The organism is Oikeobacillus pervagus (assembly GCF_030813365.1).
Taxonomy (GTDB): Bacteria; Bacillota; Bacilli; order Bacillales; family DSM-23947; genus Oikeobacillus; species Oikeobacillus pervagus.
In genome coordinates, this window is sequence record NZ_JAUSUC010000030.1 from 1 (window position 1) to 21,733 (window position 21,733).

General features: G+C 37.7%; 18 protein-coding genes, 1 rRNA gene and 1 riboswitch. Of the genes, 7 read left to right on the top strand and 12 right to left on the bottom strand.

Annotated features, from left to right (window positions below):
- Positions 1-81: ribosomal RNA gene (locus J2S13_RS11435) — 16S ribosomal RNA — on the bottom strand; the annotation flags it as partial.
- A 499-nt stretch (positions 82-580) separates the two neighbouring features.
- The gene (locus tag J2S13_RS11440) at positions 581-1,579 is read right to left on the bottom strand and encodes a glycerophosphodiester phosphodiesterase family protein (protein ID WP_307257895.1); all 999 of its coding nucleotides are present in this window, start codon (positions 1,577-1,579) and stop codon (positions 581-583) included.
- A gap of 193 nt (positions 1,580-1,772) precedes the next feature.
- Positions 1,773-1,873: riboswitch (SAM riboswitch) on the top strand.
- Positions 1,874-2,109: 236 nt separating this feature from the next.
- On the opposite strand from J2S13_RS11440, the gene J2S13_RS11445 reads away from it, so the two are divergent.
- From J2S13_RS11445 to J2S13_RS11465, 5 genes are all read left to right on the top strand, one after another.
- Complete coding sequence (locus J2S13_RS11445; protein WP_307257896.1) at positions 2,110-3,141, top strand: methionine ABC transporter ATP-binding protein; 1,032 nt, start codon at positions 2,110-2,112, stop codon at positions 3,139-3,141.
- Positions 3,131-3,781, top strand: a complete 651-nt coding sequence (locus J2S13_RS11450) for a methionine ABC transporter permease (RefSeq protein ID WP_307257897.1) — start codon at positions 3,131-3,133, stop codon at positions 3,779-3,781. The genes J2S13_RS11445 and J2S13_RS11450 overlap by 11 nt, the downstream gene beginning before the upstream one ends.
- A gap of 17 nt (positions 3,782-3,798) precedes the next feature.
- Entirely contained in the window at positions 3,799-4,629 is an 831-nt protein-coding gene (locus J2S13_RS11455) for a MetQ/NlpA family ABC transporter substrate-binding protein (protein WP_307257899.1), read from the top strand.
- A 30-nt stretch (positions 4,630-4,659) separates the two neighbouring features.
- The gene (locus J2S13_RS11460) at positions 4,660-5,856 is read left to right on the top strand and encodes a M20 family metallopeptidase (RefSeq protein ID WP_307257900.1); all 1,197 of its coding nucleotides are present in this window, start codon (positions 4,660-4,662) and stop codon (positions 5,854-5,856) included.
- Positions 5,857-6,035: 179 nt separating this feature from the next.
- Positions 6,036-7,193 (top strand): iron-containing alcohol dehydrogenase, encoded by a 1,158-nt coding sequence (locus J2S13_RS11465; protein WP_307257901.1) that lies wholly within the window; start codon positions 6,036-6,038, stop codon positions 7,191-7,193.
- A 275-nt stretch (positions 7,194-7,468) separates the two neighbouring features.
- On the opposite strand, the gene J2S13_RS11470 is transcribed toward J2S13_RS11465, so the two are convergent.
- The 8 genes from J2S13_RS11470 to J2S13_RS11505 all read right to left on the bottom strand — a co-directional run bounded on the left by J2S13_RS11470 (position 7,469) and on the right by J2S13_RS11505 (position 15,857).
- Positions 7,469-8,230, bottom strand: a complete 762-nt coding sequence (locus J2S13_RS11470) for a transposase (protein WP_307257902.1) — start codon at positions 8,228-8,230, stop codon at positions 7,469-7,471.
- A gap of 12 nt (positions 8,231-8,242) precedes the next feature.
- Positions 8,243-9,757 carry a YifB family Mg chelatase-like AAA ATPase gene (locus tag J2S13_RS11475; RefSeq protein ID WP_307257903.1) on the bottom strand — a complete coding sequence of 505 codons (1,515 nt, stop codon included), beginning with the start codon at positions 9,755-9,757 and terminating at the stop codon, positions 8,243-8,245.
- A gap of 250 nt (positions 9,758-10,007) precedes the next feature.
- Positions 10,008-11,978: a methyl-accepting chemotaxis protein gene (locus J2S13_RS11480; protein ID WP_307257904.1), complete on the bottom strand. Its 1,971-nt coding sequence runs from the start codon at positions 11,976-11,978 to the stop codon at positions 10,008-10,010.
- Between the two features lie 96 nt (positions 11,979-12,074).
- The gene (locus tag J2S13_RS11485) at positions 12,075-12,338 is read right to left on the bottom strand and encodes an EAL domain-containing protein (RefSeq protein ID WP_307257924.1); all 264 of its coding nucleotides are present in this window, start codon (positions 12,336-12,338) and stop codon (positions 12,075-12,077) included.
- A 338-nt stretch (positions 12,339-12,676) separates the two neighbouring features.
- Entirely contained in the window at positions 12,677-14,113 is a 1,437-nt protein-coding gene (locus J2S13_RS11490; protein ID WP_307257905.1) for an IS4 family transposase, read from the bottom strand.
- A 302-nt stretch (positions 14,114-14,415) separates the two neighbouring features.
- Positions 14,416-14,529 carry a putative holin-like toxin gene (locus J2S13_RS11495; protein ID WP_307257906.1) on the bottom strand — a complete coding sequence of 38 codons (114 nt, stop codon included), beginning with the start codon at positions 14,527-14,529 and terminating at the stop codon, positions 14,416-14,418.
- A gap of 345 nt (positions 14,530-14,874) precedes the next feature.
- Positions 14,875-15,309 (bottom strand): helix-turn-helix domain-containing protein, encoded by a 435-nt coding sequence (locus J2S13_RS11500; protein ID WP_307257907.1) that lies wholly within the window; start codon positions 15,307-15,309, stop codon positions 14,875-14,877.
- A 14-nt stretch (positions 15,310-15,323) separates the two neighbouring features.
- Positions 15,324-15,857 carry a DUF6932 family protein gene (locus J2S13_RS11505; RefSeq protein WP_307257908.1) on the bottom strand — a complete coding sequence of 178 codons (534 nt, stop codon included), beginning with the start codon at positions 15,855-15,857 and terminating at the stop codon, positions 15,324-15,326.
- A gap of 214 nt (positions 15,858-16,071) precedes the next feature.
- Here J2S13_RS11505 and J2S13_RS11510 point away from each other — a divergent pair, with 214 nt between their 5' ends.
- Positions 16,072-16,365 (top strand): HTH domain-containing protein, encoded by a 294-nt coding sequence (locus tag J2S13_RS11510; protein WP_307257909.1) that lies wholly within the window; start codon positions 16,072-16,074, stop codon positions 16,363-16,365.
- A 399-nt stretch (positions 16,366-16,764) separates the two neighbouring features.
- Here J2S13_RS11510 and J2S13_RS11515 read toward each other — a convergent pair whose 3' ends face one another.
- Both J2S13_RS11515 and J2S13_RS11520 read right to left on the bottom strand, forming a co-directional pair.
- Entirely contained in the window at positions 16,765-16,917 is a 153-nt protein-coding gene (locus J2S13_RS11515) for a hypothetical protein (protein WP_307257910.1), read from the bottom strand.
- Positions 16,918-17,258: 341 nt separating this feature from the next.
- On the bottom strand, positions 17,259-20,252 hold the full coding sequence (locus tag J2S13_RS11520; RefSeq protein WP_307257911.1) for an S-layer homology domain-containing protein: 2,994 nt from the start codon (positions 20,250-20,252) through the stop codon (positions 17,259-17,261).
- Between the two features lie 454 nt (positions 20,253-20,706).
- On the opposite strand from J2S13_RS11520, the gene J2S13_RS11525 reads away from it, so the two are divergent.
- Complete coding sequence (locus J2S13_RS11525; RefSeq protein WP_307257912.1) at positions 20,707-21,678, top strand: C40 family peptidase; 972 nt, start codon at positions 20,707-20,709, stop codon at positions 21,676-21,678.
- The last annotated feature ends 55 nt before the right edge of the window (positions 21,679-21,733 follow it).

The window sequence follows — 21,733 nt, forward strand, 5'->3', positions numbered from 1 at the left end:
TTCTTAATTGGTTCGCTCGACTTGCATGTATTAGGCACGCCGCCAGCGTTCGTCCTGAGCCAGGATCAAACTCTCCAAAGAATTTGATTTAGCTCTTTTTAAAAATCAAAATTAACGTTGACGTTTTGTTTGTTTTGTTCAGTTTTCAAGGATCATCTAAAACTTCATTTTTCTTCAACTTTTAAAGCGAAGAATTAAATTATATCAACTCTATTATATTTTGTCAATATCTTTTTTAGAAGTTTTTTTGTTGGTGTCTCAGTGACAAGTTTCATTATATAAAGTTTATTCATAGAAGTCAACAACTTTTTTGAATTTCTTTTCATTAACATTCCCTTTGTCAATTGATCACTATGATTCTAGTAATTGAAGTTAGGATATAGGAAACAAGTTGCCTGATATAAGCCAAACTATATTATATATGAAGATTAAATATTTTTACGATGTCCATTGCAATGTATTCCTCTATTATATTGATCTTTTCCTAATAGAGTTGCCACTTTTCTTGCATCCTAAGAAAATATCAAAAGAGTTGATTTCCTCTATCATAAGAAATCAACTCTTTTTAAACTTAAATCTCTCATTGTTTTAATGGCTCTGATTTTTTTTCAATAATTGGAGCAATCACATCAATACGATTCGTCCAAATACCACCCGTGTAATTTTCGGGAAGTCGTTTTAAATCTTGTTTTTGATCAAAACCTTCCGACCATCCTCCGTCACCTGCGACTAGTATTACACGAGTATTTACGCTTTCCATACGATTCAAGAACTTATTAGGAAATCCCCATAATAATGGTGCGTATTTTTCTGGGATATGCAGTTGGGTGTTCTCACACGCGGATGGAATCATACCTGTCCACCCTATCCCTAGATAAGGAAGTAAACAACTCTTTAACGTGGCCATTGACATGACTCTAAGGTTGGGTAATTGTTTTTTCAATGTATGGATAGGTTGATCATCTCCGTAAACGGTTAACTGATTTAAACGTTTTTCAGGGAGTTTCGAAAGGTGTTTTGCCAGTTGAATGCCTTCTGTCGGTTCGGCACTCTTGATATGGATTAGGAATGACTCCTCTGGGAAATATTCTAATACCTCATCTAGGGAAGGCATCAGCCCCACTCCTTTCCCGCGAAAGGGATAAGTTTTTCCATGATCAGCTGTATATCCGTAGCCAACATCCAGTTTTTTTAGTTCTGCCATTGTATAGTCCTGAACCATTCCCTCTGCCTCTGTCCGGCAATCTAGAGTCCAGTCATGAAAGATAGCGAATTGCCCATCTTTCGTAGGCTTTATATCTAATTCTACAATGTCGGCACCTGCTTTAAAGGCGGCTTCCATCGAGGGAATCGTGTTCTCCAAAAAAGGATGTTCTGGTTTATAAATCCTTTTAGCCGTACATGTATCATTGGCAATTCCCTCCATTGGGAAGGTTTGTGCCATTCCTCTATGTGCCAATAATATAGGAGATTCATTCCTAGACTTAGTAAGGAAAGAACTATTATTTAGATACATGAACACAATTAAAATAAATAAAAATAAGAAAAACCTTTTAATATTTCGTTTGAACTTCTTCATAATTCCTCCAACCATTTTCATTACAAACTTAATTTAGCATACATTCTTTATCGTACCAACAGGCTTCGTTGTTTTAAAGTACACATATTCACCATTTTTTAGATAAATCCTACTCTTTTGAAAAATTCCATTGACTTTGTTTTTTGAATGTTGTAATGTATTCATCATACTATCAATTGAATACGGAAAATACTTCTTATCCAGAGAGGTTGAGGGACTGGCCCTATGACACCTCGGCAACGGACATTTTTTGTACCGTGCCAATTCCAGCAAGCTAGGCTTGAAAGATAAGAAGAGGATTAGTCTTATACATTTTACCCTCTTCTTTTTTCAAGAAGAGGGTTTTTTGTTGTTCTAATAAGTATCAACTCCCCTTCTAAACGCCAAGGTGATTTCTGTAAGTTAATTCATAGTTTTCACATCTGTTTAGTAAATCATCTATTTTAGATTACTTGAAAGGTTTTCTTCATTTGTCCAAAACAAAGAAAAAACGTGTGATGGCCCAACAGCATTGAAAGGAGAGAAGCAATATGATTGAGTTTCAAAATGTAAATAAGGTGTACAACAGTGGTGGAAATCAGGTGAAAGCATTAAATGGGATTAATTTAAAAATAAATGCCGGTGAAATTTTCGGAGTGATTGGGTTTAGTGGTGCTGGTAAAAGTTCCTTACTTCGATGTGTGAACTGGTTGGAGCAGCCAACATCAGGGAAAGTGTTGGTGGACGGTCATGATCTAACCGCTTTATCTGCGAAGGAAATCCGCGAAGTCAAACGAAATATCGGGATGGTGTTTCAACATTTTAATCTTTTAAATTCCAAAACCGTATTTGCGAATGTGGCCATGCCGCTCGTATTAGCTAAAGTTCCGAAAGAGAAAATAAAGAAGCGAGTATATGAACTTCTTGAATTTGTTGGGCTTTCAGATAAAGCCAATAGTTATCCGGACCAACTATCAGGTGGTCAGAAACAGCGGATTGGGATTGCTAGGGCACTTGCTACTCAGCCATCCATCCTGCTATGTGATGAAGCGACTTCAGCCCTTGATCCGCAGACGACTAGTTCCATTTTACAGCTTCTGAAAAAAATCAATCAGGAATACAACATTACGATTCTAATCATTACCCATGAGATGGCAGTCATTAAGGATATTTGCCATCGTGTCGCTGTCATGGAGAATGGAAAAATCATTGAGGAAGGGACAGTGTTTGACGTTTTTTCATCACCGAAAACAAAGACAGCTAGAAATTTTGTCAGCACCGTCATGAATGACCAAATTCCCGATTCCATTAAAGAAACCATCCAAAAAAATGCTGGAGCACAGAACATATTTCGAATTAATTTTGTTGGAAACTCAGCAGGTCGCCCATTATTATCAACCCTTTCCAAAAAATTCGATATCCATATCAATGTTCTTTTTGGAAATATCACGGAACTCCAAGGAACTTCATTTGGAAACTTAATTGTCGAATTTCAAGGATCGAATAATGAAATCAACCGAGCGTTAATGTATATCAACAATGAACAAATAACGATAAAGGAAGTGATCACACATGCTAGTTAATTCAGAGCAAATCACAGAAGCATTGATTGAAACCGTTCAAATGGTGTCCTTCTCACTTTTATTTTCGGCCGTTCTTGGGTTGCCACTCGGGGTCCTGCTCGTTGTAACCCGGAAAGGTCATTTACTAGAGAATTTGCTCGTTTTCAATGTACTAAGTGGAATTATCAATATTTTCCGTTCCATCCCCTTTATCATTTTAATGGTCGCGATTATTCCGATCACTAGATTTCTTGTGGGGACATCGATTGGGACGACTGCTACAATCGTGCCGCTAGTGTTTTATGCTGGGCCGTATATTGCTAGATTAATAGAAAATTCTCTACTTGAAGTGGATCCAGGTGTAATTGAAGCAGCGGAAGCAATGGGAGCAACGCCTGGACAAATCATAGTTCGATTCCTAATTCCAGAAGCTCTTGGCTCTCTTGTCCTAGCTTTTACGATTGCAACCATTGGTTTAGTCGGTGCATCTGCTATGGCCGGAGCAATCGGCGGGGGCGGACTTGGTGACCTTGCTATTACATATGGATATCAACGCTTTGATACGGTGACCATGTTGGTGACAGTGGGAATTTTAATCGTGATGGTACAAGGTTTACAGTCCTTTGGAAACATCCTTGCAAGAAAAATTAGAAGACGATAAGTAGGAGGAAAAAGAAAATGAAGAAATTATTACTTTCCATTGCAATTTTAACATTAGCCATCTTTAGTGTAGGTTGTTCCAATGAAAAGAGCGGTAGCGAGAAAAAAGTAGAAGTTAAAGTAGGTGTAAGCGGGACGGATAACCGTGTTTGGGACTATGTTGCTAAAAAGGCAGAAAAAGAAGGGATTAAAGTTGAAATCGTTCGTTTCTCGGACTATGTTCAACCGAATATCGCTCTAGCTGAAGGGGAACTGGATGCCAACGCCTTCCAAACCGCTTCGTATTTCGACAGTTTTATCGCGGAACATAAATTGAAATTAGCTCCTATTGCTACAACGGTTCTGGCTCCAATGGGGATTTACTCAGAAAAATACAAAAAGGTAAAAGACATTCCTGATGGCAGTAAAATTGCAGTGCCAAACGATGTATCCAATATGGGAAGAGCTCTTCTTTTACTACAAGAATCAGGCCTTATTAAACTAAAGGAAGGCTTCGATGGGACTGGATCATTAGAGGATATCGTTGAAAACCCAAAAAACTTGAAAATTATTGAAGTAGTCGCAGCTCAAACTCCACGTGTTCTCCCTGATGTGGCTGCTTCGATTATCAATAATGGAATCGCTGTAGATGCAGGTTTTAACCCAACGAAGGATTCTATTTTCCATGAGAGTGAAACTGCTACTCCTTATGTCAATATTATCGCAACGAGAGAAGAAGACAAAAACAATAAAACGTTAAAAAGACTGGCAGAGCTATATCAAGAAGATGATGTAGCGGAATTGATTGAGAAGGAATACAAAGGAAGTCAAATTCCAACCTTTATTCCATTAAGTAAAATTGGCTGGTAAGCACATGATCCATTAGAGGAGGGAAACATGATGTCATCAATCGTAGAAGTGATTAGTTCGTTAAAAGAAACAATTATTAAAAATGTGGAAGGTAATAAAGAACTTTTTCTTTCCACAAGTCATCAAATACACGAAAACCCTGAAATTGGGAATGAGGAATTTTTCGCATCTGGTCTATTAATAGATCTTCTTGAAAAAGAAGGTTTCACAGTCGAAAAGGCAGTGGCAGGTCATGAAACAGCTTTCCTTGCTCGCAAAAAATCAGCGAAAAAAGGACCATCCATCGCTTTTCTGGCGGAATATGATGCTCTTCCTGGACTTGGGCATGCGTGCGGACATAATATCATTGGGACGACAAGTGTAGCAGCTGCGATTGCCTTAAGTAAGACATTAGATAAAACGGGTGGAGAAGTTGTCGTATTAGGCACCCCTGCTGAAGAAGGCGGGCCGAACGGAAGTGCTAAAGGAAGCTTCGTTCGACACGGATTGCTCAAGGGAATTGATGCGGCGATGATGATCCATCCATCTAATCAGACAAGATTAAGTGGTACATCCCTTGCTGTTGACCCGCTTGATTTTGAGTTTATTGGAAAATCCGCTCATGCAGCAGCTGCCCCTCATGAAGGAATCAATGCATTGGATGCGGTGATTCAACTTTTCAACGGAATAAATGCTTTAAGACAACAGCTGAAAAAAGATGTGAGCATTCACGGAATTATTACACATGGCGGTGATGCTCCAAATATTATTCCAGAGTATGCAAAAGCTCGATTTTACATACGTGCCGATACAAGAGAACATTTAAATGAAGTGACAAAGAAAGTGAAAGCTGTAGCAGAAGGAGCGGCACTAGCAACTGGTGCAAAGCTGAATATTATCGCTTTCCAAAATCCAGTAGATAATCTTTTAGTGAATGAAAAATTTAATGAAGTGTTTCATCATGTCATTGAAGAACTAGGAGAAACCATTGCGACAGGCGCTTGGGGTGGAATTGGTTCAACAGATGCCGGGAATATTAGTCAAGTAGTCCCAACCATTCACCCCTATATAAAAATTGGCCCCGATGATCTCATTGCTCATACCATCCCTTTCAGAGAAGCAGCCGCATCCAAAAAAGGCGATGAAGCACTCATAAAAGGAGCCAAAGCACTAGCCCTAACCGGACTCCAACTACTCACCAATACAAAATTACTGACCACCATAAAAGAAGAATTTCAAGGAAGGTAAAAAAAACCAGGTGCCAGGCACCATCCAGTTTCTGGATGGTGCCTGGCACCTGGCATTTTCCTGGATATTCTATTCAGAATAACATATACTATTGGAGGTGAAATTTTCACTTGCAAATAGGGGGACAGAATTCTTTGGAGGAATTCAAATCAAATTAATCCGTTTGGGAGGAAATTACTATGACAAACACTCAAAGCTCATTTCATATGCCCTCTGTCAACTTATTTGGTTCAGGATCTGTAAACGAGGTTGGAACTAGATTAGCTGGCCTTGGTGTAAAAAAACCTTTATTAGTAACAGATGCTGGTTTGCATCAATTAGGACTATCTGAGCAAATTGCTGGCATTATTCGTGAAGCTGGCTTAGATATTGCTATTTTTCCAAAAGCAGAACCAAATCCAACTGATCAAAACGTATTAGAAGGACTTGAAGCTTTTCATAATGAAAACTGCGATAGTGTAGTAACTCTTGGGGGAGGAAGTTCACATGACGCAGGTAAAGGAATTGCACTAGTAGCCGCTAATGGTGGAAAAATAGAAGATTATGAAGGAATCGATGTTTCTGAAAAACCAATGGTACCACTTGTGGCAATTAACACAACAGCTGGTACAGGTAGTGAATTAACAAAATTCACGATCATTACCAATGTTCAACGAAAAGTAAAAATGGCGATTGTTGATAAACATGTAACACCGACTCTTTCCATTAACGATCCTGATTTAATGGCTGGAATGCCTCCAGGTCTAACAGCTGCAACAGGATTAGATGCTTTAACACATGCAGTTGAAGCATATGTTTCTACTGCTGCTACGCCAATTACAGATGCATTAGCGATCCATGCAATTAAACTAATTCCTGTATACTTACCACGCGCAGTAGCAAATGGTAAAGATATGGAAGCGCGTGAACAAATGGCCTATGCTCAAACATTAGCAGGTATGGCTTTTAATAATGCTTCTTTAGGTTATGTACATGCAATTGCACACCAATTTGGCGGATTCTATAACTTCCCTCATGGTGTATGTAATGCGATCCTACTTCCACATGTATGCCGATTCAACTTGATTGCAAGAGTAGAACGTTATGCAGACATCGCTTATTACCTTGGTGAAAATGTCGAAGGTTTAAGTAATCGCGAAGCAGCTGAAAAAGGAATTCAAGCAATTGAACGCCTAGCTCGCGACTTAAACATCCCATCAGGCTTCAAAGAATTAGGAGCCAAAGAAGAAGACATTGAAACATTAGCGAAAAACGCTATGAAAGACGCAACAGCCCTAACAAACCCACGCAAACCTAAATTAGAAGAAGTCATGGAAATCATTAGAGGCGCAATGTAACCATTCTTTAAGAGACGGAGGGACAGGTTCCTTGTCCCCTTCCCCTATATACAGAAAAAGGGCCCCGATAAGGTATTTACAGCTTATCGGGGCTTCTTTTTGTGGAGTACAGGGGTGCAGGGGGTCAGGTTCCTTGTCCCATTTCTTGTTTAATACCAATTACTCCACGAAGAGGTCTATCCTTGCCCCCATTCTTAACGGGCACGTTGATCTCCCCTTTCGCCGCTCGCATGGCAATGGGGGCGAGTCAAGTGGGACAAGGAACCTGTCCCCTATTAACGAGCACGATGAATGACACTCTTTGATATTCCCGTTATTCTTGATAATTGTCTAATTGTTACACCTTTCAGCTTTTTTAGTTTGACTAATACAGCATCCCTTTTGTCCTTTTCCATTTGCTGCAATTCACTATTATTTGTAATTCCCCATTTACACAAATACTCTTTTACTTCATGATCGGTCATTCTCACTTTTACACGATCATCTAAACATTGGTCATGATTCTGCTGTTGCATATATGTCATGAACATTTGAATCGCTTTGTTTCTTTCTGAGGAAAATAAATCTAGTGCAAAATCGATATCCACTATATCCGCGTTGAACAGATACTCATTTATACTTGTCCATTTACTTTCCAATACGGTTTTGGCCAAGCCTGCTTTCATGGGGTTTTGGTGGATATATCTAAGAACCGTTAGGAAATACGTTTGATCTTCCACATTTTCACTCTTGAATCGTCCTTGAAATAAATGGCCATATCTCTCATATTTCGAATTGTACCAATAGACATAGCTTGAACTAATTCTTTTAATGGCTATTGAAATGGATTCGTCTGTCTCCTTCAATAATAAATGGACATGGTTATTCATCAAACAATAGCTGTAAATTTGATAATTACAGATGGCTTTGTATTTTTTTAATGTTTCCAAAAACCTCCTTTTATCTTCATCCTCTTCAAAGATTGTCTGTTTATTAATTCCTCTCAACATAATATGATAGATTCCACTTCTACTTTTCCTTCTTGCTTTTCTTGGCATAATATCGCTCACCTAGGTTTTATTTTTATTCATAGCATCTGTTAGGTTCCATCTTAACTGGATAGCTTTCCAAATAGATTCATCTGTTATAGGATTTTCTGCTGATAAATCGGATATCGTTCTTGTGAGTCGGATGATTTTGATTTGGACACGGTTGCTCCAATGCTGTTTAGAAGATACCTGGGCAATCTGGTCTGTGAGAGGACTTGATTTAGTTAAAATTTCAAAGGGAACTTTTGCGTTGCATACTTGTTCTTGATAACGGGAAAATTGTCTCTCTTGTGCCTTCATGACATGCCTGCGAATTTCAGATGATAATTCTGGCTTCCTTCCCCCTTTGTCGAAATTGACAGGTTTTAAAGATAGTAGTAGATCTATCCGATCATATACCGGTCCTGATACCCGATTACGATATGTCTGAACTTGCTTTGGCGTGCAAGTGCAGTAATAAGTGTTAGAACCAAGGTAGCCGCAAGGACATGGGTTCATCGCTCCGACTAAAATAAAAGAGGCTGGATAGGTGACAGTAGAGTGAACACGGCTAATCGTCACTTTTCCTGTTTCTAGCGGTTGACGCAACATATCCAATGTTTTTTTCGTGAACTCAGCCATTTCATCAAGGAACAGAACACCATGATGGGCTAATGAAATTTCCCCTGGTCTTGGATATGATCCGCCCCCTATAATGGCAACAGACGAGGCCGAATGATGTGGGTGTCTATATGGAGGTGTTTGTGGATGTTGGAGTTTTTCTTTTGCGAGTTGGTATAAACTGATCACTTCTAATTGTTGATGTTTTGTTAAAGGAGGGAGAATCGAGGGAAAGCTTTCGGCAAGTAAACTTTTACCACATCCTGGAGGGCCACTCATCAGCACATTATGTCCACCTGTAGCTGCTATTTCTAAAGCTTGTTTGACCTGTTCATGACCGATGATATGGTAAAAATCTTTATGAAATTCATATGAAGGATTTGATTGTTCGACTATCGTTGGAACTTTTTCTAACGACAATAAAACTTGCCCAGATAAATGTTTCAAGACATCCTGGATATGATGAACCACGATACACTCAATATCTTCTAACAACTCAAACGGAATGAGCGGGTCATAAGGGAGAAAGACTCTGTTAAATCCTAACCCTGCAGCTGCAATTAAAGCTGGTAACATTCCTTCCACTTTCTCGATAGTCCCGTCTAAAGATAGCGCTCCAATAAAGGCGGTACCTTGGGAAATTTCCACCTTAACATGGTTCATTTCCTTTAATATCCCGATAACCATCGCTAAATCAAATAATGGTCCATTTTTCTTTTGCTCAGAAGGGGACAAATTGACTGCAATTTTCTGAATTTCCACCCCACATTCGAGCGAACGTACAGCTGACAAAACCCGCTCCTTTGACCCTTTAACAGATGCATCAGGCAATCCAACAATCACCATGGACTGTAGTCCCGGTGAAATCTGTACCTCAACTTGCACTCGGTATCCTTCTAGACCTTTCAAACCAATGCTTGATATTTTTACAGTCAATCGCATAGCCTCCTTATCGATGAAATACTTAAAACTTTTGGGAAATGTAATCTAGTAATGGAGAAAAAAAGGAGGAAAGGGAGGATAGACCCATTTCGTGGCTTATGGACTATAGTTCGACAAAGTTAAAAAAAATCCTGCGCTTTTAAAATTTTTTTATTTGTGGAAAATTAACCTCCACGAACAGGAGAGTTTTTTTAGATTTGCACGAACACACCTCCTGATTTTGGGGGACAAGGAACCTGTCCCCTTATCCCTTTTTAAACCTAAAAATTAATTGATTTAGTTTCTCTGCCATTGTGGTAAGTGTTTGTGCTGATGCGGAAATTTCCTCCATTGAAGCCAGTTGTTCTTCTGTCGATGTTGCTACTTCTTCTGAAGTGGCTGCATTTTCTTGAGCAATATTTGCTAGTGTATTTGCTGTAGCCGTAACTTCTTGAATGGATGCCGACATTTGTTGTGCAGTGGAAGAAATATCATTCATTTGTGGAGTGATTTCTTTTGTGCTTTGAATGATTCGATTAAATTTCTCTATAGCTTCTTTAGATATTTCTACCCCAGCTTGAACATCACCGGTAACACGGGCCATGACTTGAACGGAGCTTTCTGTATATTCTTGGATTCTTTGGATAATTCCATAAATTTCCTTTGCTGAGTTTTGAGATTGCTCGGCAAGTTGTCGTACCTCATCCGCAACAACAGCAAATCCCTTGCCATATTCACCCGCCCTTGCTGCTTCAATTGCAGCATTTAAAGCTAGAAGATTAGTTTGATCGGAAATTGCTGTAATTGCATTCAAAATGGTGTGAACCTCTTTCGTTTGATCAGATAAGGATTGGATCATCTGATTGGATTCAGTGACAGAGTCGCTAATAGATTTCATTTGATTCACCGTATCGGTAACAGCCTGTCCCCCTACTTCTGCCTGCTCAGTTGTATGATAGGCAAGTTCTGAAACTTTTAATGAATTATTGGCGATGAGGGCAACTCCTTCGGAAACTTGGGTCAAGGTCTGAGCCGTGTGTTCCACCCCATTTGTCTGTTTCTCCGCACTGCTTGCTACTTCTTGAATGGACACGGCTACTTGTTCTGTAGCACTTGAAGTCTGTTCAGCACTTGCAGTCAGTTCTTCTGCAGAGGCTGCTACTTGTTCAGCATCGTATTCGATTTCTTTAACTAAACCACTAAGACTTTTTTGCATCTCATTAAAAGCCATCCCTAATTGGCCAATTTCATCATTTGATTTTACCTCAATTTGTTCAGTTAAATCTCCCTTACTAACGGTAATTGCTTTTTCTTTCAGTATTCTTATTGGTTGAATAATCGACTTAATAATAAATAGATTTGCTAGTCCCCCCGCTATGAGCGAAATGATCATGATAAATAATGTTTTTTGAAAGATGGGTGTTGCAATTGCATCCACCTCTGATTGATATAGATTTCCCCCTATTTTCCATCCTGTCAATTCATTAGTTACAAAGCTCATTACTTTCTTTTTCCCATCTAATTCGTAATTAAATTGCCCTGTTTCTTTATTGTACATTTGATTATAAAAATCTTCTTTTGCTTCACTTCTAGCTTCGTTGGTAGGGTGAGAAATAAAGTGTTTTTTCGCATCTAATATAAGTGCGTACCCTTTTTTACCAATTTTCACTTGATTGGTTAGATTTTGAAGATGATCTAATTTAAGATTGACAGCTATAACTCCTTGTCCATCTCCTGTTTTTTGGGAGATGGTTACAACAGTATTATTTGTACTTGCTGCAACTTCAGGGTTTGATATCACTACTTCTCCTTCATGATTCATCGCATCTTTATACCAGTATCTTTCTCTAGGATCATAGTTAGCCACTCTCTTTTGTTGGGGTTCACGAATGAATATGCCTTCCTTAGTTCCAATGAAAATCCCATCCACTTCAGGATGCATTAGTGCATACTGATTTAAACTTTTTCGTAAATCAGAAATATTCTCTTCTTTCTTCAATTGTAATGATAAATTTTTAGACAAGTATTCAACATCATGTATTTTAGGTTGAACAGTGTTATCAATTGTGTGATTTAATAAATTGATATTATCTCGTATTCCTTCAACTACCTCATGCCCAACCGCATCCTTAGCAGTTATATAAACTAGTGATCCAATTGTAATAGAAGGAACAATCAGGATGATGGTAAAAGCTATTATTAGCTTCGTCCTAATATTTCTAAAAAAATTCCTCATTAAAAAGCCTTCTTTCTCCACTTTTTGTTATGTAAAAATAAATGATAATCGCTTGGATTTTGAAATATAGTAACCTTGTAGTAAGGGTACTCCCAATCATTTGGCAGTTGATAAATCTACTTTTGATTCAATCCCTTCTAGAACCAATTGCATTTTTTCATGGGTGAATTCTAAAATAAGTGAAATTAATACTTGTTTGATCGGTGAGTTAGACAGATTTCTTGATTTTGTATGGTCTAATTTTACAAAGTCTGGGGACAAATTCTGCATTCTATTAAAACTTGCTTTACTGACAGATAAATCATCAAAAGCAATATAAAATCCAAGTGATTTTAAGTAAACTAAACGTTTTAGAAAAATTACTACCTATGGTTAACACTAGATAGATTTAGTACCAAATTTGTCCAATGTTATTCTATTATTCATCCCCCTAAATAAAAAAGCCCATTCCTGGTAACTCATAATAGCTAAATAGTATTAATCCACCTTCAATCAAAAGACATGAAATCGAAAATATATAGTACTAATAATCTATAAAGGGAATACAAAAAATCCTATACACTCTAATATAGGTCTAAAAACTCATACACTAATAGATTATAGAACAATATATGACATTATCCAACAAAGTTCTACAGGTGCCAGGCACCATCCAAAAATTGGATGGTGCCTGGCACCTGTAGTCCACCTCCATTACATCAGAGTGGCGGTTGTCGATTGGGGGGACAAGGGACCTGTCCCCTTATCCCTCCTTTGATGTACGCATATTCCTCCGATTCCTTAAACGATTTTAAATCCACAACACCTGACTCTGAAATAGCTACAATTACAATTTGTATTAGTTCATCAAACATTTCCCATAATCGCTCGGCTAGGTTCTTTTCCACCATGTCATTCTTGATCTCCTCAAATAATCCTCCGAGTGACTCGTAATCGTTCACCCTACGGAAGTAAGACAGAAATGCATACAAAATATAGGTTGTGGTCACATGAGCAATTTGCGCGTCAAAGTCCCTAGATTTACACTTTCCTAATTGAAGTTGTTGCTTTGTTTCTTTAAAAAATACTTCGATCGTCCAGCGTATTGAATAAATTTCCATCGTTTCTAAAAAAGACAAAGATCTGTCTGTGGAAAGGAATAGTCTCCAATTTTTTTGATATGGAAATCGGCAAAAATACAAGTTTACCGTTTCATCGATTCCTTCATAGTAAACAGTCACTTCGAAATAGCGTAAGCTCCGTTTGCGAGAGCGTTTTTCTTTGCCTTCCTTTTTCAGGGTTTTCAGGAGTTCCTTTGCGTTTAGCTTCTCGCCATTATAGGTGTACTTTCGAAAGTCTTTGCGGACAGCACAAACTACATGCATCATGCCTTCTTTCATTTTTCTAACAGATTGAATGAAGTCTTTACTCGGAAACCAGCTATCAACTAGAACATAGTTAGCTTTGAATCCATGCTTGACAGCTCTTTTAAGCATACGAATGCTGTTCGTAATTTTGTCTACTTTACATTCCTTTTTACGTTTTGCCCCATTTGTTTGTGCCTTCCGTTCCTTTTTATATTGTTCTTTTCGATATTTTTTCTTTAGTGGTTTTTCTGAGTGCAGACTGAAGTCAAGTGGCATAAAGCTCTTTCCATCAAAAAAACCCAATGTAAGATTCTTGAATCCCAATGTTGTTTTTTTCTTCCCTGCAACATGGTTGTGAACGTAGGACACATTTTCAATCCGGCGTCCAACCCGGCTGTCAATGGTGTCATCAAAAATGAAGGCAGAGTTTTTCGCTACTTTTTTACTAGGGTTGACTAGTTTTTGGAATTGTTTTGAAACATGATAAAGTAGGTTTCGCCATGGCATTTTTTCATTATTTTTCAATCGATAAATCGCATCTTTCTGCATGGTTGTCACTTTTTTAAATTCACTTTTATAAAAGGCGTTGATACTATCTATCAACATTAATGGAAATACCAACATCAGTGTAATAATATCCGTCACAGAATAGCCTTGTTGTTTAGAAAATCCAGCCTTGTGACAAAGGGAACGGAAATTGAAAATTCCCATTACATCCCTTATAATAGAACCAATTGAAAACCCATGAGTTTGGAATACCTTTTCAATCTCTTTGGTTTTTCCCCGCATAATAACACGTCCTTTTGTTTAGATTTGGTATGGTAACTTAATCATAACAAAAAGTCAGTGTTTATGCGGTTTTTTAATGTCTTTAGACCCATTTCAAACCACATAACTTATTGATTTATCAAGGTGCGAAACTCAAGAATCATGTATAATTTTATGTATAATGGGAATAAATAAAAAATGATTGAGTGCGCGAACACTCAATCAATGCAACTACATGCCGCATGAAGAACGGCTGACCAGTTGAATATGAAGGTTTACTAAAAGAAGTAATCACCTAACTCTTTGGTCGGAGCGGTGGGCGATTACTTCTTATTTCTATTGATGACAAGTGCAATTATTGCTACTATAGCCGTTAAAGCTGTAGCTAAAAATATGCCAAATTGAAATAGTATGTTCATTGCTTCGTATGTCACCATATCAGACATCCCTTTTCTTTCAGGGAGTGCCAACCGCCCATCCACTTTATATAGTTGCTAATGGATTGTAGCAATACTTTAAGAAAAAATCTATGAAAATACAAAAGGAGCACCATTCATTTTCCCGAATGTCTGGTGCTCCTTTTCTTTTATTTCCTCAACCTCTCTACACATTCCTGGAAGTAACAAGCATCTAACCTAATGAAACGCAGTGATGGGGGGCTGAACCCAATACCCCACAACAAAAAGCCCCGCAGAGATTTCACTCCCCACAAGGCTTATAGCTTTCATAACCGCCACTTTAATGCTTTAAAGTAGCGGGGGTCTGACACCAGATTACCAAACTCATGCCAACAACTCTTGCGACTCAATTTCTGTTTTAGCAACCATGTGCATGGCTTCCATCACTTGTTGAATTCGCTCTAAAGTAGCTCCGTAATACTCATTGCGCTCATCTCTCGATACTTGAGATGCAGAAACACCTAATCGATCTGCAAGTTCCTGTTGACTCAAACCTAAGTAAATACGATAAGCAATCAGTGACTTACCTAAATTATGAAGGTTGATAATCGGTTCAAATTCTCCTCTGCGAATTCGTTCGTAATAGATGACCTCCTCCTTCAATTGCTCATGAAAGGTGATAGATGGCTGCAAAGCTTTCTCCACCTGCTCCTTTGTGAGCCCCATTTCTTCCAACACTCTCTTTTGATTTTGGATAAATGCTTTATCCTCTTGGAGTTTTTCTAACGCCTTTTTATAAGCTGATTCAGTTTTAATCATACTAAGCACCACCTTTATTTAATAATTTTCACGATACCTTTTGGTAAAAAGGAATCTCTGGTTTTTCTAAAAGCTGCGGGAAATTGTTGTTCATGCCCATGTTCATCCAGAATACCAGAGGGCTGCCCAAAATGAGGATATAATTCTACACGATATCGATGCCACATCGGCAATTGTTTTTTAGTAAAACCTCGGTAAGACTTTCGGCTGCTGCTATCCCATGTCCAAACCTTATACGGATCCAAAGCATTTAACTTTCTTTCCAATTCTCCCTTTGCTAATTCCATCAAATCGCATTCAAAATAGCCATCAATATCATTTGGATGAGCTTTTTCTTCCACAAATGACCCATCAATATAAATCTGATCAATACCAATATCCCACAATTGCTGAACTAATGCTTCCAAATTATCGACTAGAAATAGTCGCCACTTCACATCCCATGGAGTATCATTTTGTGGTCCCCTAACAAGGATAGAAGCCCTAAGTCCATTTAACGTCAACGCATAATCCCCTGGGGGTAACAAACCATCTTTGTTAAAGTTCATGATCCAATTTCTCCTTTTAGTATATTCAGAAGTAACACTTTTGATAACTTAACAAATTCGTTAAGTTAATTTTAACATATTCCCTAAATAATAAAAAGAAAAGAGATTGAATACTAAAATGGTACCTGTAGGTAGGACACTTGTAAAAAAGAGTGTTCAACCTGCAGGTATTTTTATATACTTGAATTTCAGAGTAGGGGGATTAGGGAATAACATGAGTAAAATAACTTTTTCAACTAAAGATATAAACATACTTCAAAAGAATCCAAATATACAGCGTGTCAGCGAAAGGTCTATTACCTATACAGACGATTTTAAAAATAGATTTATAGATGAATACCAAACCGGTAAATTTCCTCGCCAGATTTTCGAGGAGAATGGTTTTAATGTGGAAATTATTGGCATAAAACGAATTGAACAGTCAGCTTACAGATGGAAAAAAGCTGTAGCCGTCTTTCGGACTTCGGATCGAGCGATTTTCATACAGCAAACTCGATTCTTTTACTAGCTTTAGACTAACAATGTTCACCCTTTTTCGCTGGTATCTTCTTCCCGCTTTCCTTCACTCCTAGCAATTCCATCTGTTCCGCTTTTCTTTCTTCGTGCATGTTCATTCCTCCTAAAAATATAAATAGCCCTAACTCCGCAAGGGAATTAGGGCAAACAAAAACAAGAACATACGCTCCTATTCTTATTATATTAACTATTTCAAAAGTCATTTGATACAGGTAAAGTGTATGAATACTAAAAGAAAAGGCCCTGCATAAATTAGCGGGGGTCTGACCCCAATACTTTTGTACTTTCTTTCAAGGTTTATTTCATGTATAATGAGAATATAATAAAAAAGAGAAGCGTTGGTAGCGCTTCTCCCTGCAACCTCTACCGTCAGGGTGGTGGTTGTCAAAGTTTATTTTCTATTTCGAGAACCACCCTTTTGCTTGTGACGGCGTAGGGTGGTTTTCTTGTTGTTTTCTAATACGTTCTTCCGAAAGAAATACGCGCTCACTTCACGCACGATCCCCTTCAGAACTTCACGAAGAAATTCAAGAAATGTTTCCATGATTATCACCTCCTTTCCTAAACGGAAAGAAGAGAGACAACCAACCACCCTCACAATATTCAGTTGCTCTTCCATTCTATCATACTTCTATTTAACTATTCATATGAAAATGAAAAGAAAGCCCTGTAGAGATTTCACTCCCCACAAGGCTTATTGCTTTCAATACCATTACCTTAACGCTTTAAAGCGGCGGGGGTCTGACCCCAATTATCTCCTGTAGAGGTTTTTCTCCACAGAGCTTTTCGATTATGGAAGCAGGAGAACCGTCCCCGTGCTTCTCCTCATTTTAACGCTTTAAAGTAGCAGGGGTCTGACCCCAATTATCACGTGCTTCTCCGAGTTTATCGGGTTGCTGTAACTGTGACTGCTTTCGCACCATTACCTGCTTTATCTTTCGCTTGTGCGTCTTCTTTCACTTCGATTGTAATCGTACCAGTAGCAAAGCTAATCCCTTTTGGTGCTACAATCTTAATTTGGTTTTTAGCAATTTTTGCTGAATCATTATCATCTGCTTTAACTGCATCATGTTCTTTCACTGTTGGGCTAGCAACAGTTACACCATTTGCCTTAACAAGTAAATCTGTGTCTACAAACACTTGTTTTACATCAGCTTTATTAACATTTTCATTGAATGTTAAGATGACGTCTCCATTAACAATTTTCGCAGATTTAAGCTCGATTTTTTCGTTCTCATTTACAGATAGTACTGCTTCATACTGATCCATTACTGTACCAGCTAAGTTACGTACACCGTTGATTTTAAGAACTTTTGATCCAGACTCTTTATATGTTGCTTCTGGTAATGTGATAGTTAAAACTTTCCCTTCAGAATCTAATGAGAATTCAGATGATGCTGGGATGGCTTTACCATCTAATGTGTAGTTAGCGGCTTTTGCTGCTGATTCATAGGAAACTTGTTCCTCAAATGTTACTACGATATTGCCTGGTGCATTTTCATCACTTGCATTTACGGATTCTACAACAGGTTTCTTCTCTAAACCAGTAGCTGCAATAATGAATGGAACACGGATTTCGTTATTTTTATTACCGCCGTTAAGTGCTGTATCAACTACTGCTCCTTCTTCTAGAACTAATGTGTAGTTACCAGCTGCTAATGCGTTACTACTTACATTAGATAAATTAAATTTCAATTTACCTTCTGGTGTTGGTGTTACTTCAGTTACATTTGCTTCAGCTAATGGCAATTTAACACCTGTTGATGTTAATACATATGCTTTACCTGCAACGTTTCCTTTAGTAACTTTTGTTCCATTAAATGCTTTATTGAATGTTAATCCAACAAAACCATTTTCTTTATTTTCCTTCTTTACAACTTCTGGCTTCACAGTATCTTTAAGAACTGTAACTGTATGTTTAGAAGCTGGTGTAATATTACCTACGTTATCTTTTATATCTGATACGTGTATATCTAAGCTTACAGATGTTTCATTTTTATATGAATCAAAGATGAAGTCATCAACTTGATCCACCGGATTAAATGTTAAAGTGTAAACAGTGCCAGCTGTATTAGAAGTTACATCTGCAGGTTTGAAATGTTTTGCACCTTTTGTGATATCAAAACTTGTACTATCTAACGCTGATCCATCTTTAACTTTAAAAACAGGCTCACTGAATGTAACTGTTACTGACTTTTCATTTTTAGATTCCACTTTTGTAACTTGAGGAGCATCGGCAGCAACTGTATATGTGAACTGCGATGTATAAATGTTCATTGCTGTTCCGTATGCATCCTGACCTTCTGCGACTGATACAGCATATGTTTTACCTAGTTCTAATCCAAAACCAGTTGGCTTTTTACCAGTTAGAACCTCTTTAGTGAATGTCACAGTCGATTTACCAGTTTTCGCAGAATATACAGGTGCTTTTGTTAATTCTTGCCCGTTAATTACAACCTTAACAGAGGTTGTATTTAATTTTTCATTAAAAGAAACAACTAATTCCCCATTTTCATTCACGACAAATTTTTCAACAGCTGGTTTAGTTGAGTCATTTAAAGTGAATGGAAGTTCTGCTGGTTTCTCTGCTGCTTTACCTAGTTTAGGTAATACATTAGTAGAAACATTTAATAAAAATGCTGTGTTATTATCAAACTGACCTTTAGCACCTAAAATGTTAGTAGCTTGTTCCTCGGCTCCTAAAGTAATTACTACTGATTGCTCGTCTTCTTGTAATACAGCAGTTGTATCATCGTCTGTAAATGATTGATACTCACCGCTAATTTTTCCATCAGCTTTAGCTTTACCTAATTTATAGTTGGCGATTTTTTCAGCAGATGCTTTTGTTACTTTTTGGTTAAATTGAACTTTGATTTGAGTTGAACTAATTTGTGTCGCTGAAGTAGCTTGTAATTCACCAACTTTAGCGATTGTGAAGCTATTTGATGAAACAGCTGCTGTTTCTTTATAAGCTACAGTATAAGAAACTGCTTGATCCACTTCTGTTGCAGATAATTCAGGAACGACTAAAGTTACAGTTTTTGTTGCTTCGTCATATGCGACTGAAGAAGCAGCAACCGCTTTTGTTGATCCATTGATATTTTGAACAACTTTAAAATCACTAGAAATTGGAGTTGCATCCAATTCTTTTGATAATTTTACAGTTAATTTACCATTAACTGCACTTACACTCTCAACTTTAGCGTCTTTTTTCTCATTCTTTTTCTCTAATGCATTTAAAGCATTCACTAAGAAAGTCGCATATTGTCCACGTTTTACAGTTGATTTTGGTAAGAAGTTTTCTACTGTTGTAACTCCAGCCTTAGAAAGTGTTTCGATATAAGGACGGAATTCCGCATCAGCAGATTCTAGATCCTTCACTTTCATTTCACCGTCAGCAACTTCTTTAAGCTCAAAAGTGTTTACTAATACTTTTGCCATTGCTTGACGAGTAATGTTGTTAGCTGGAAGTAATTTATTATTAGAACCTTCAAAGGCTTTGAATTTCTTAACTACTAAAGAAGCTTCATATAATTCTTTTTCAGCTTCTGAAGCCCTTACATCATCAAATGGTTTTACGTCTGATGTATCTACTTTTCCACCATGTTTCTCCTCTAGATAACGAGCAAGGATTTTAACAACGTCCCCACGTGATAATTCTTTGTAAGCCTTAAATGTACCATCTGTGTATCCGTTGATTAAACCTTTTTCAGCAGCTTTATAGATATTTTCGCTGTGGCTTTTGAAATTACTTTCATTTTCATCCTTGAAAGTTTTTGTTTGTTCTGCCGCGAATGCTGGTGTGACTGCAGATGCTACTAATGCAGCTGTTACAGATCCAGCTAAAAATTTACGATAAGACTTTGGTTGGTTAGCCATCTAATTATTTCCTCCTTAGAAAATTACAATATTTTAAGCTTGCCAAGAGTAATTATGTATTTATGTGACTCTTAACCTAGCTTGATAACAATTACATAATCTAGTATAGATGGATAGGTGTTTTCTGTCAATAACATGAAATGCAGTATTTTTAGTGTCGCATTCCCATTATTTTCGAGAAATGGAATTCCCCTATTTGATATTTTATCTAACTATTTTACAATTTCAATAGTTTGTTTTAAACTTCACTCAAAATTTGAAAATTTAGGTCATAATATGACATTTATGTTACAGGAAATTTTCTTTCCTTATTATATATGAGAAAATTACGCAATTTTATTTGTTACGTAACTGTAAACTCACTGTGTTCCCTCCCGTGCTAGAATAGTCCTCAGATAGAAAATTATAGAAGAGAGAGAAATTAGTAGAATTTTGGAGGGAGAACATGCATTTCATGAAGAGGCTAATTATAGCGTTCGTTTCGTGCTTACTTCTTATGATCGTGCCAAATTATGAAGCGAGTGCTGCAAATCCCAACTATGACCGACTGAAACCAATTGCAAAGAAATACGTAGGGGTTCCGTATCGCTGGGGCGGAACAACACCGCGCGGATTTGATTGTTCTGGATACATCACAACCGTTTATCGTGAAGTTGGTGTATCATTACCAAGAACATCCAACTCTATGTACCGTACAGGTTCAGCAGTTTCGAAAAACAATTTACAAGTGGGAGATCTTGTATTCTTTAATACAAGTGGAAGAGGTGTTTCCCACGTAGGAATTTATGTAGGAAGTAATCAATTTATGCATGCTTCTACTTCCAGAGGTGTCATAGTTTCGAATTTAAGTGAATCTTATTACCGCACTCGCTATGTTGGAGCAAAGCGTGTCCTATCCCATTACGGACAACCGGGACAATTTCGTGATATCCCTTCCAACCATTGGGTAGCACCAGCGGCCACACAACTAGGTAAGAACAATATTATCATTGGCTATGCGGACGGAACTTTTAGACCAAATGATACGATTCGTCGTGACGATGTAGCAGCGATTCTAGCTGAAGTTTTTAAATTAAATATGAACAATCGCTCACAGAAATTCCGAGATATTTCATCAAGTTACTGGTCAGTTGGAGCAATCAACGCAGTAGCAAACAAAAATATTTTCCAAGGGAGCGGAAATCAATTCCGTCCACATGATGGATTAACGCGTGGGCAAATGGCAGCAATCTTAACTCGTGCCTTTAATTTAAAAGGATCGACTGGTCAAGAATTTACTGATGTCCCTACTAGTCATTGGGCATATAAGGATATTCAAGCACTCGCGGCATCAGGAATTACAACAGGAAAAGATGACGGTTCTTTCCAACCAGAAGAACGTGTGACTAGAGGACAATTTATTACGTTTTTACAACGTGCTTTATAAGAGAGTCAAAACCGATTTCCAGATGGAAGTCGGTTTTTTTGTTGGAATCGGAGAA

Bases quoted from the DNA above. Each gene is read 5' to 3' on its own strand.
- J2S13_RS11440 (WP_307257895.1), bottom strand. From the start codon at position 1,579: ATGAAGAAGTTCAAACGAAATATTAAAAGGTTTTTCTTATTTTTATTT.
- J2S13_RS11445 (WP_307257896.1), top strand. From the start codon at position 2,110: ATGATTGAGTTTCAAAATGTAAATAAGGTGTACAACAGTGGTGGAAAT.
- J2S13_RS11450 (WP_307257897.1), top strand. From the start codon at position 3,131: ATGCTAGTTAATTCAGAGCAAATCACAGAAGCATTGATTGAAACCGTT.
- J2S13_RS11455 (WP_307257899.1), top strand. From the start codon at position 3,799: ATGAAGAAATTATTACTTTCCATTGCAATTTTAACATTAGCCATCTTT.
- J2S13_RS11460 (WP_307257900.1), top strand. From the start codon at position 4,660: ATGTCATCAATCGTAGAAGTGATTAGTTCGTTAAAAGAAACAATTATT.
- J2S13_RS11465 (WP_307257901.1), top strand. From the start codon at position 6,036: ATGACAAACACTCAAAGCTCATTTCATATGCCCTCTGTCAACTTATTT.
- J2S13_RS11470 (WP_307257902.1), bottom strand. From the start codon at position 8,230: ATGCCAAGAAAAGCAAGAAGGAAAAGTAGAAGTGGAATCTATCATATT.
- J2S13_RS11480 (WP_307257904.1), bottom strand. From the start codon at position 11,978: ATGAGGAATTTTTTTAGAAATATTAGGACGAAGCTAATAATAGCTTTT.
- J2S13_RS11490 (WP_307257905.1), bottom strand. From the start codon at position 14,113: ATGCGGGGAAAAACCAAAGAGATTGAAAAGGTATTCCAAACTCATGGG.
- J2S13_RS11495 (WP_307257906.1), bottom strand. From the start codon at position 14,529: ATGGTGACATACGAAGCAATGAACATACTATTTCAATTTGGCATATTT.
- J2S13_RS11500 (WP_307257907.1), bottom strand. From the start codon at position 15,309: ATGATTAAAACTGAATCAGCTTATAAAAAGGCGTTAGAAAAACTCCAA.
- J2S13_RS11505 (WP_307257908.1), bottom strand. From the start codon at position 15,857: ATGAACTTTAACAAAGATGGTTTGTTACCCCCAGGGGATTATGCGTTG.
- J2S13_RS11510 (WP_307257909.1), top strand. From the start codon at position 16,072: ATGAGTAAAATAACTTTTTCAACTAAAGATATAAACATACTTCAAAAG.
- J2S13_RS11515 (WP_307257910.1), bottom strand. From the start codon at position 16,917: ATGGAAACATTTCTTGAATTTCTTCGTGAAGTTCTGAAGGGGATCGTG.
- J2S13_RS11520 (WP_307257911.1), bottom strand. From the start codon at position 20,252: ATGGCTAACCAACCAAAGTCTTATCGTAAATTTTTAGCTGGATCTGTA.
- J2S13_RS11525 (WP_307257912.1), top strand. From the start codon at position 20,707: ATGAAGAGGCTAATTATAGCGTTCGTTTCGTGCTTACTTCTTATGATC.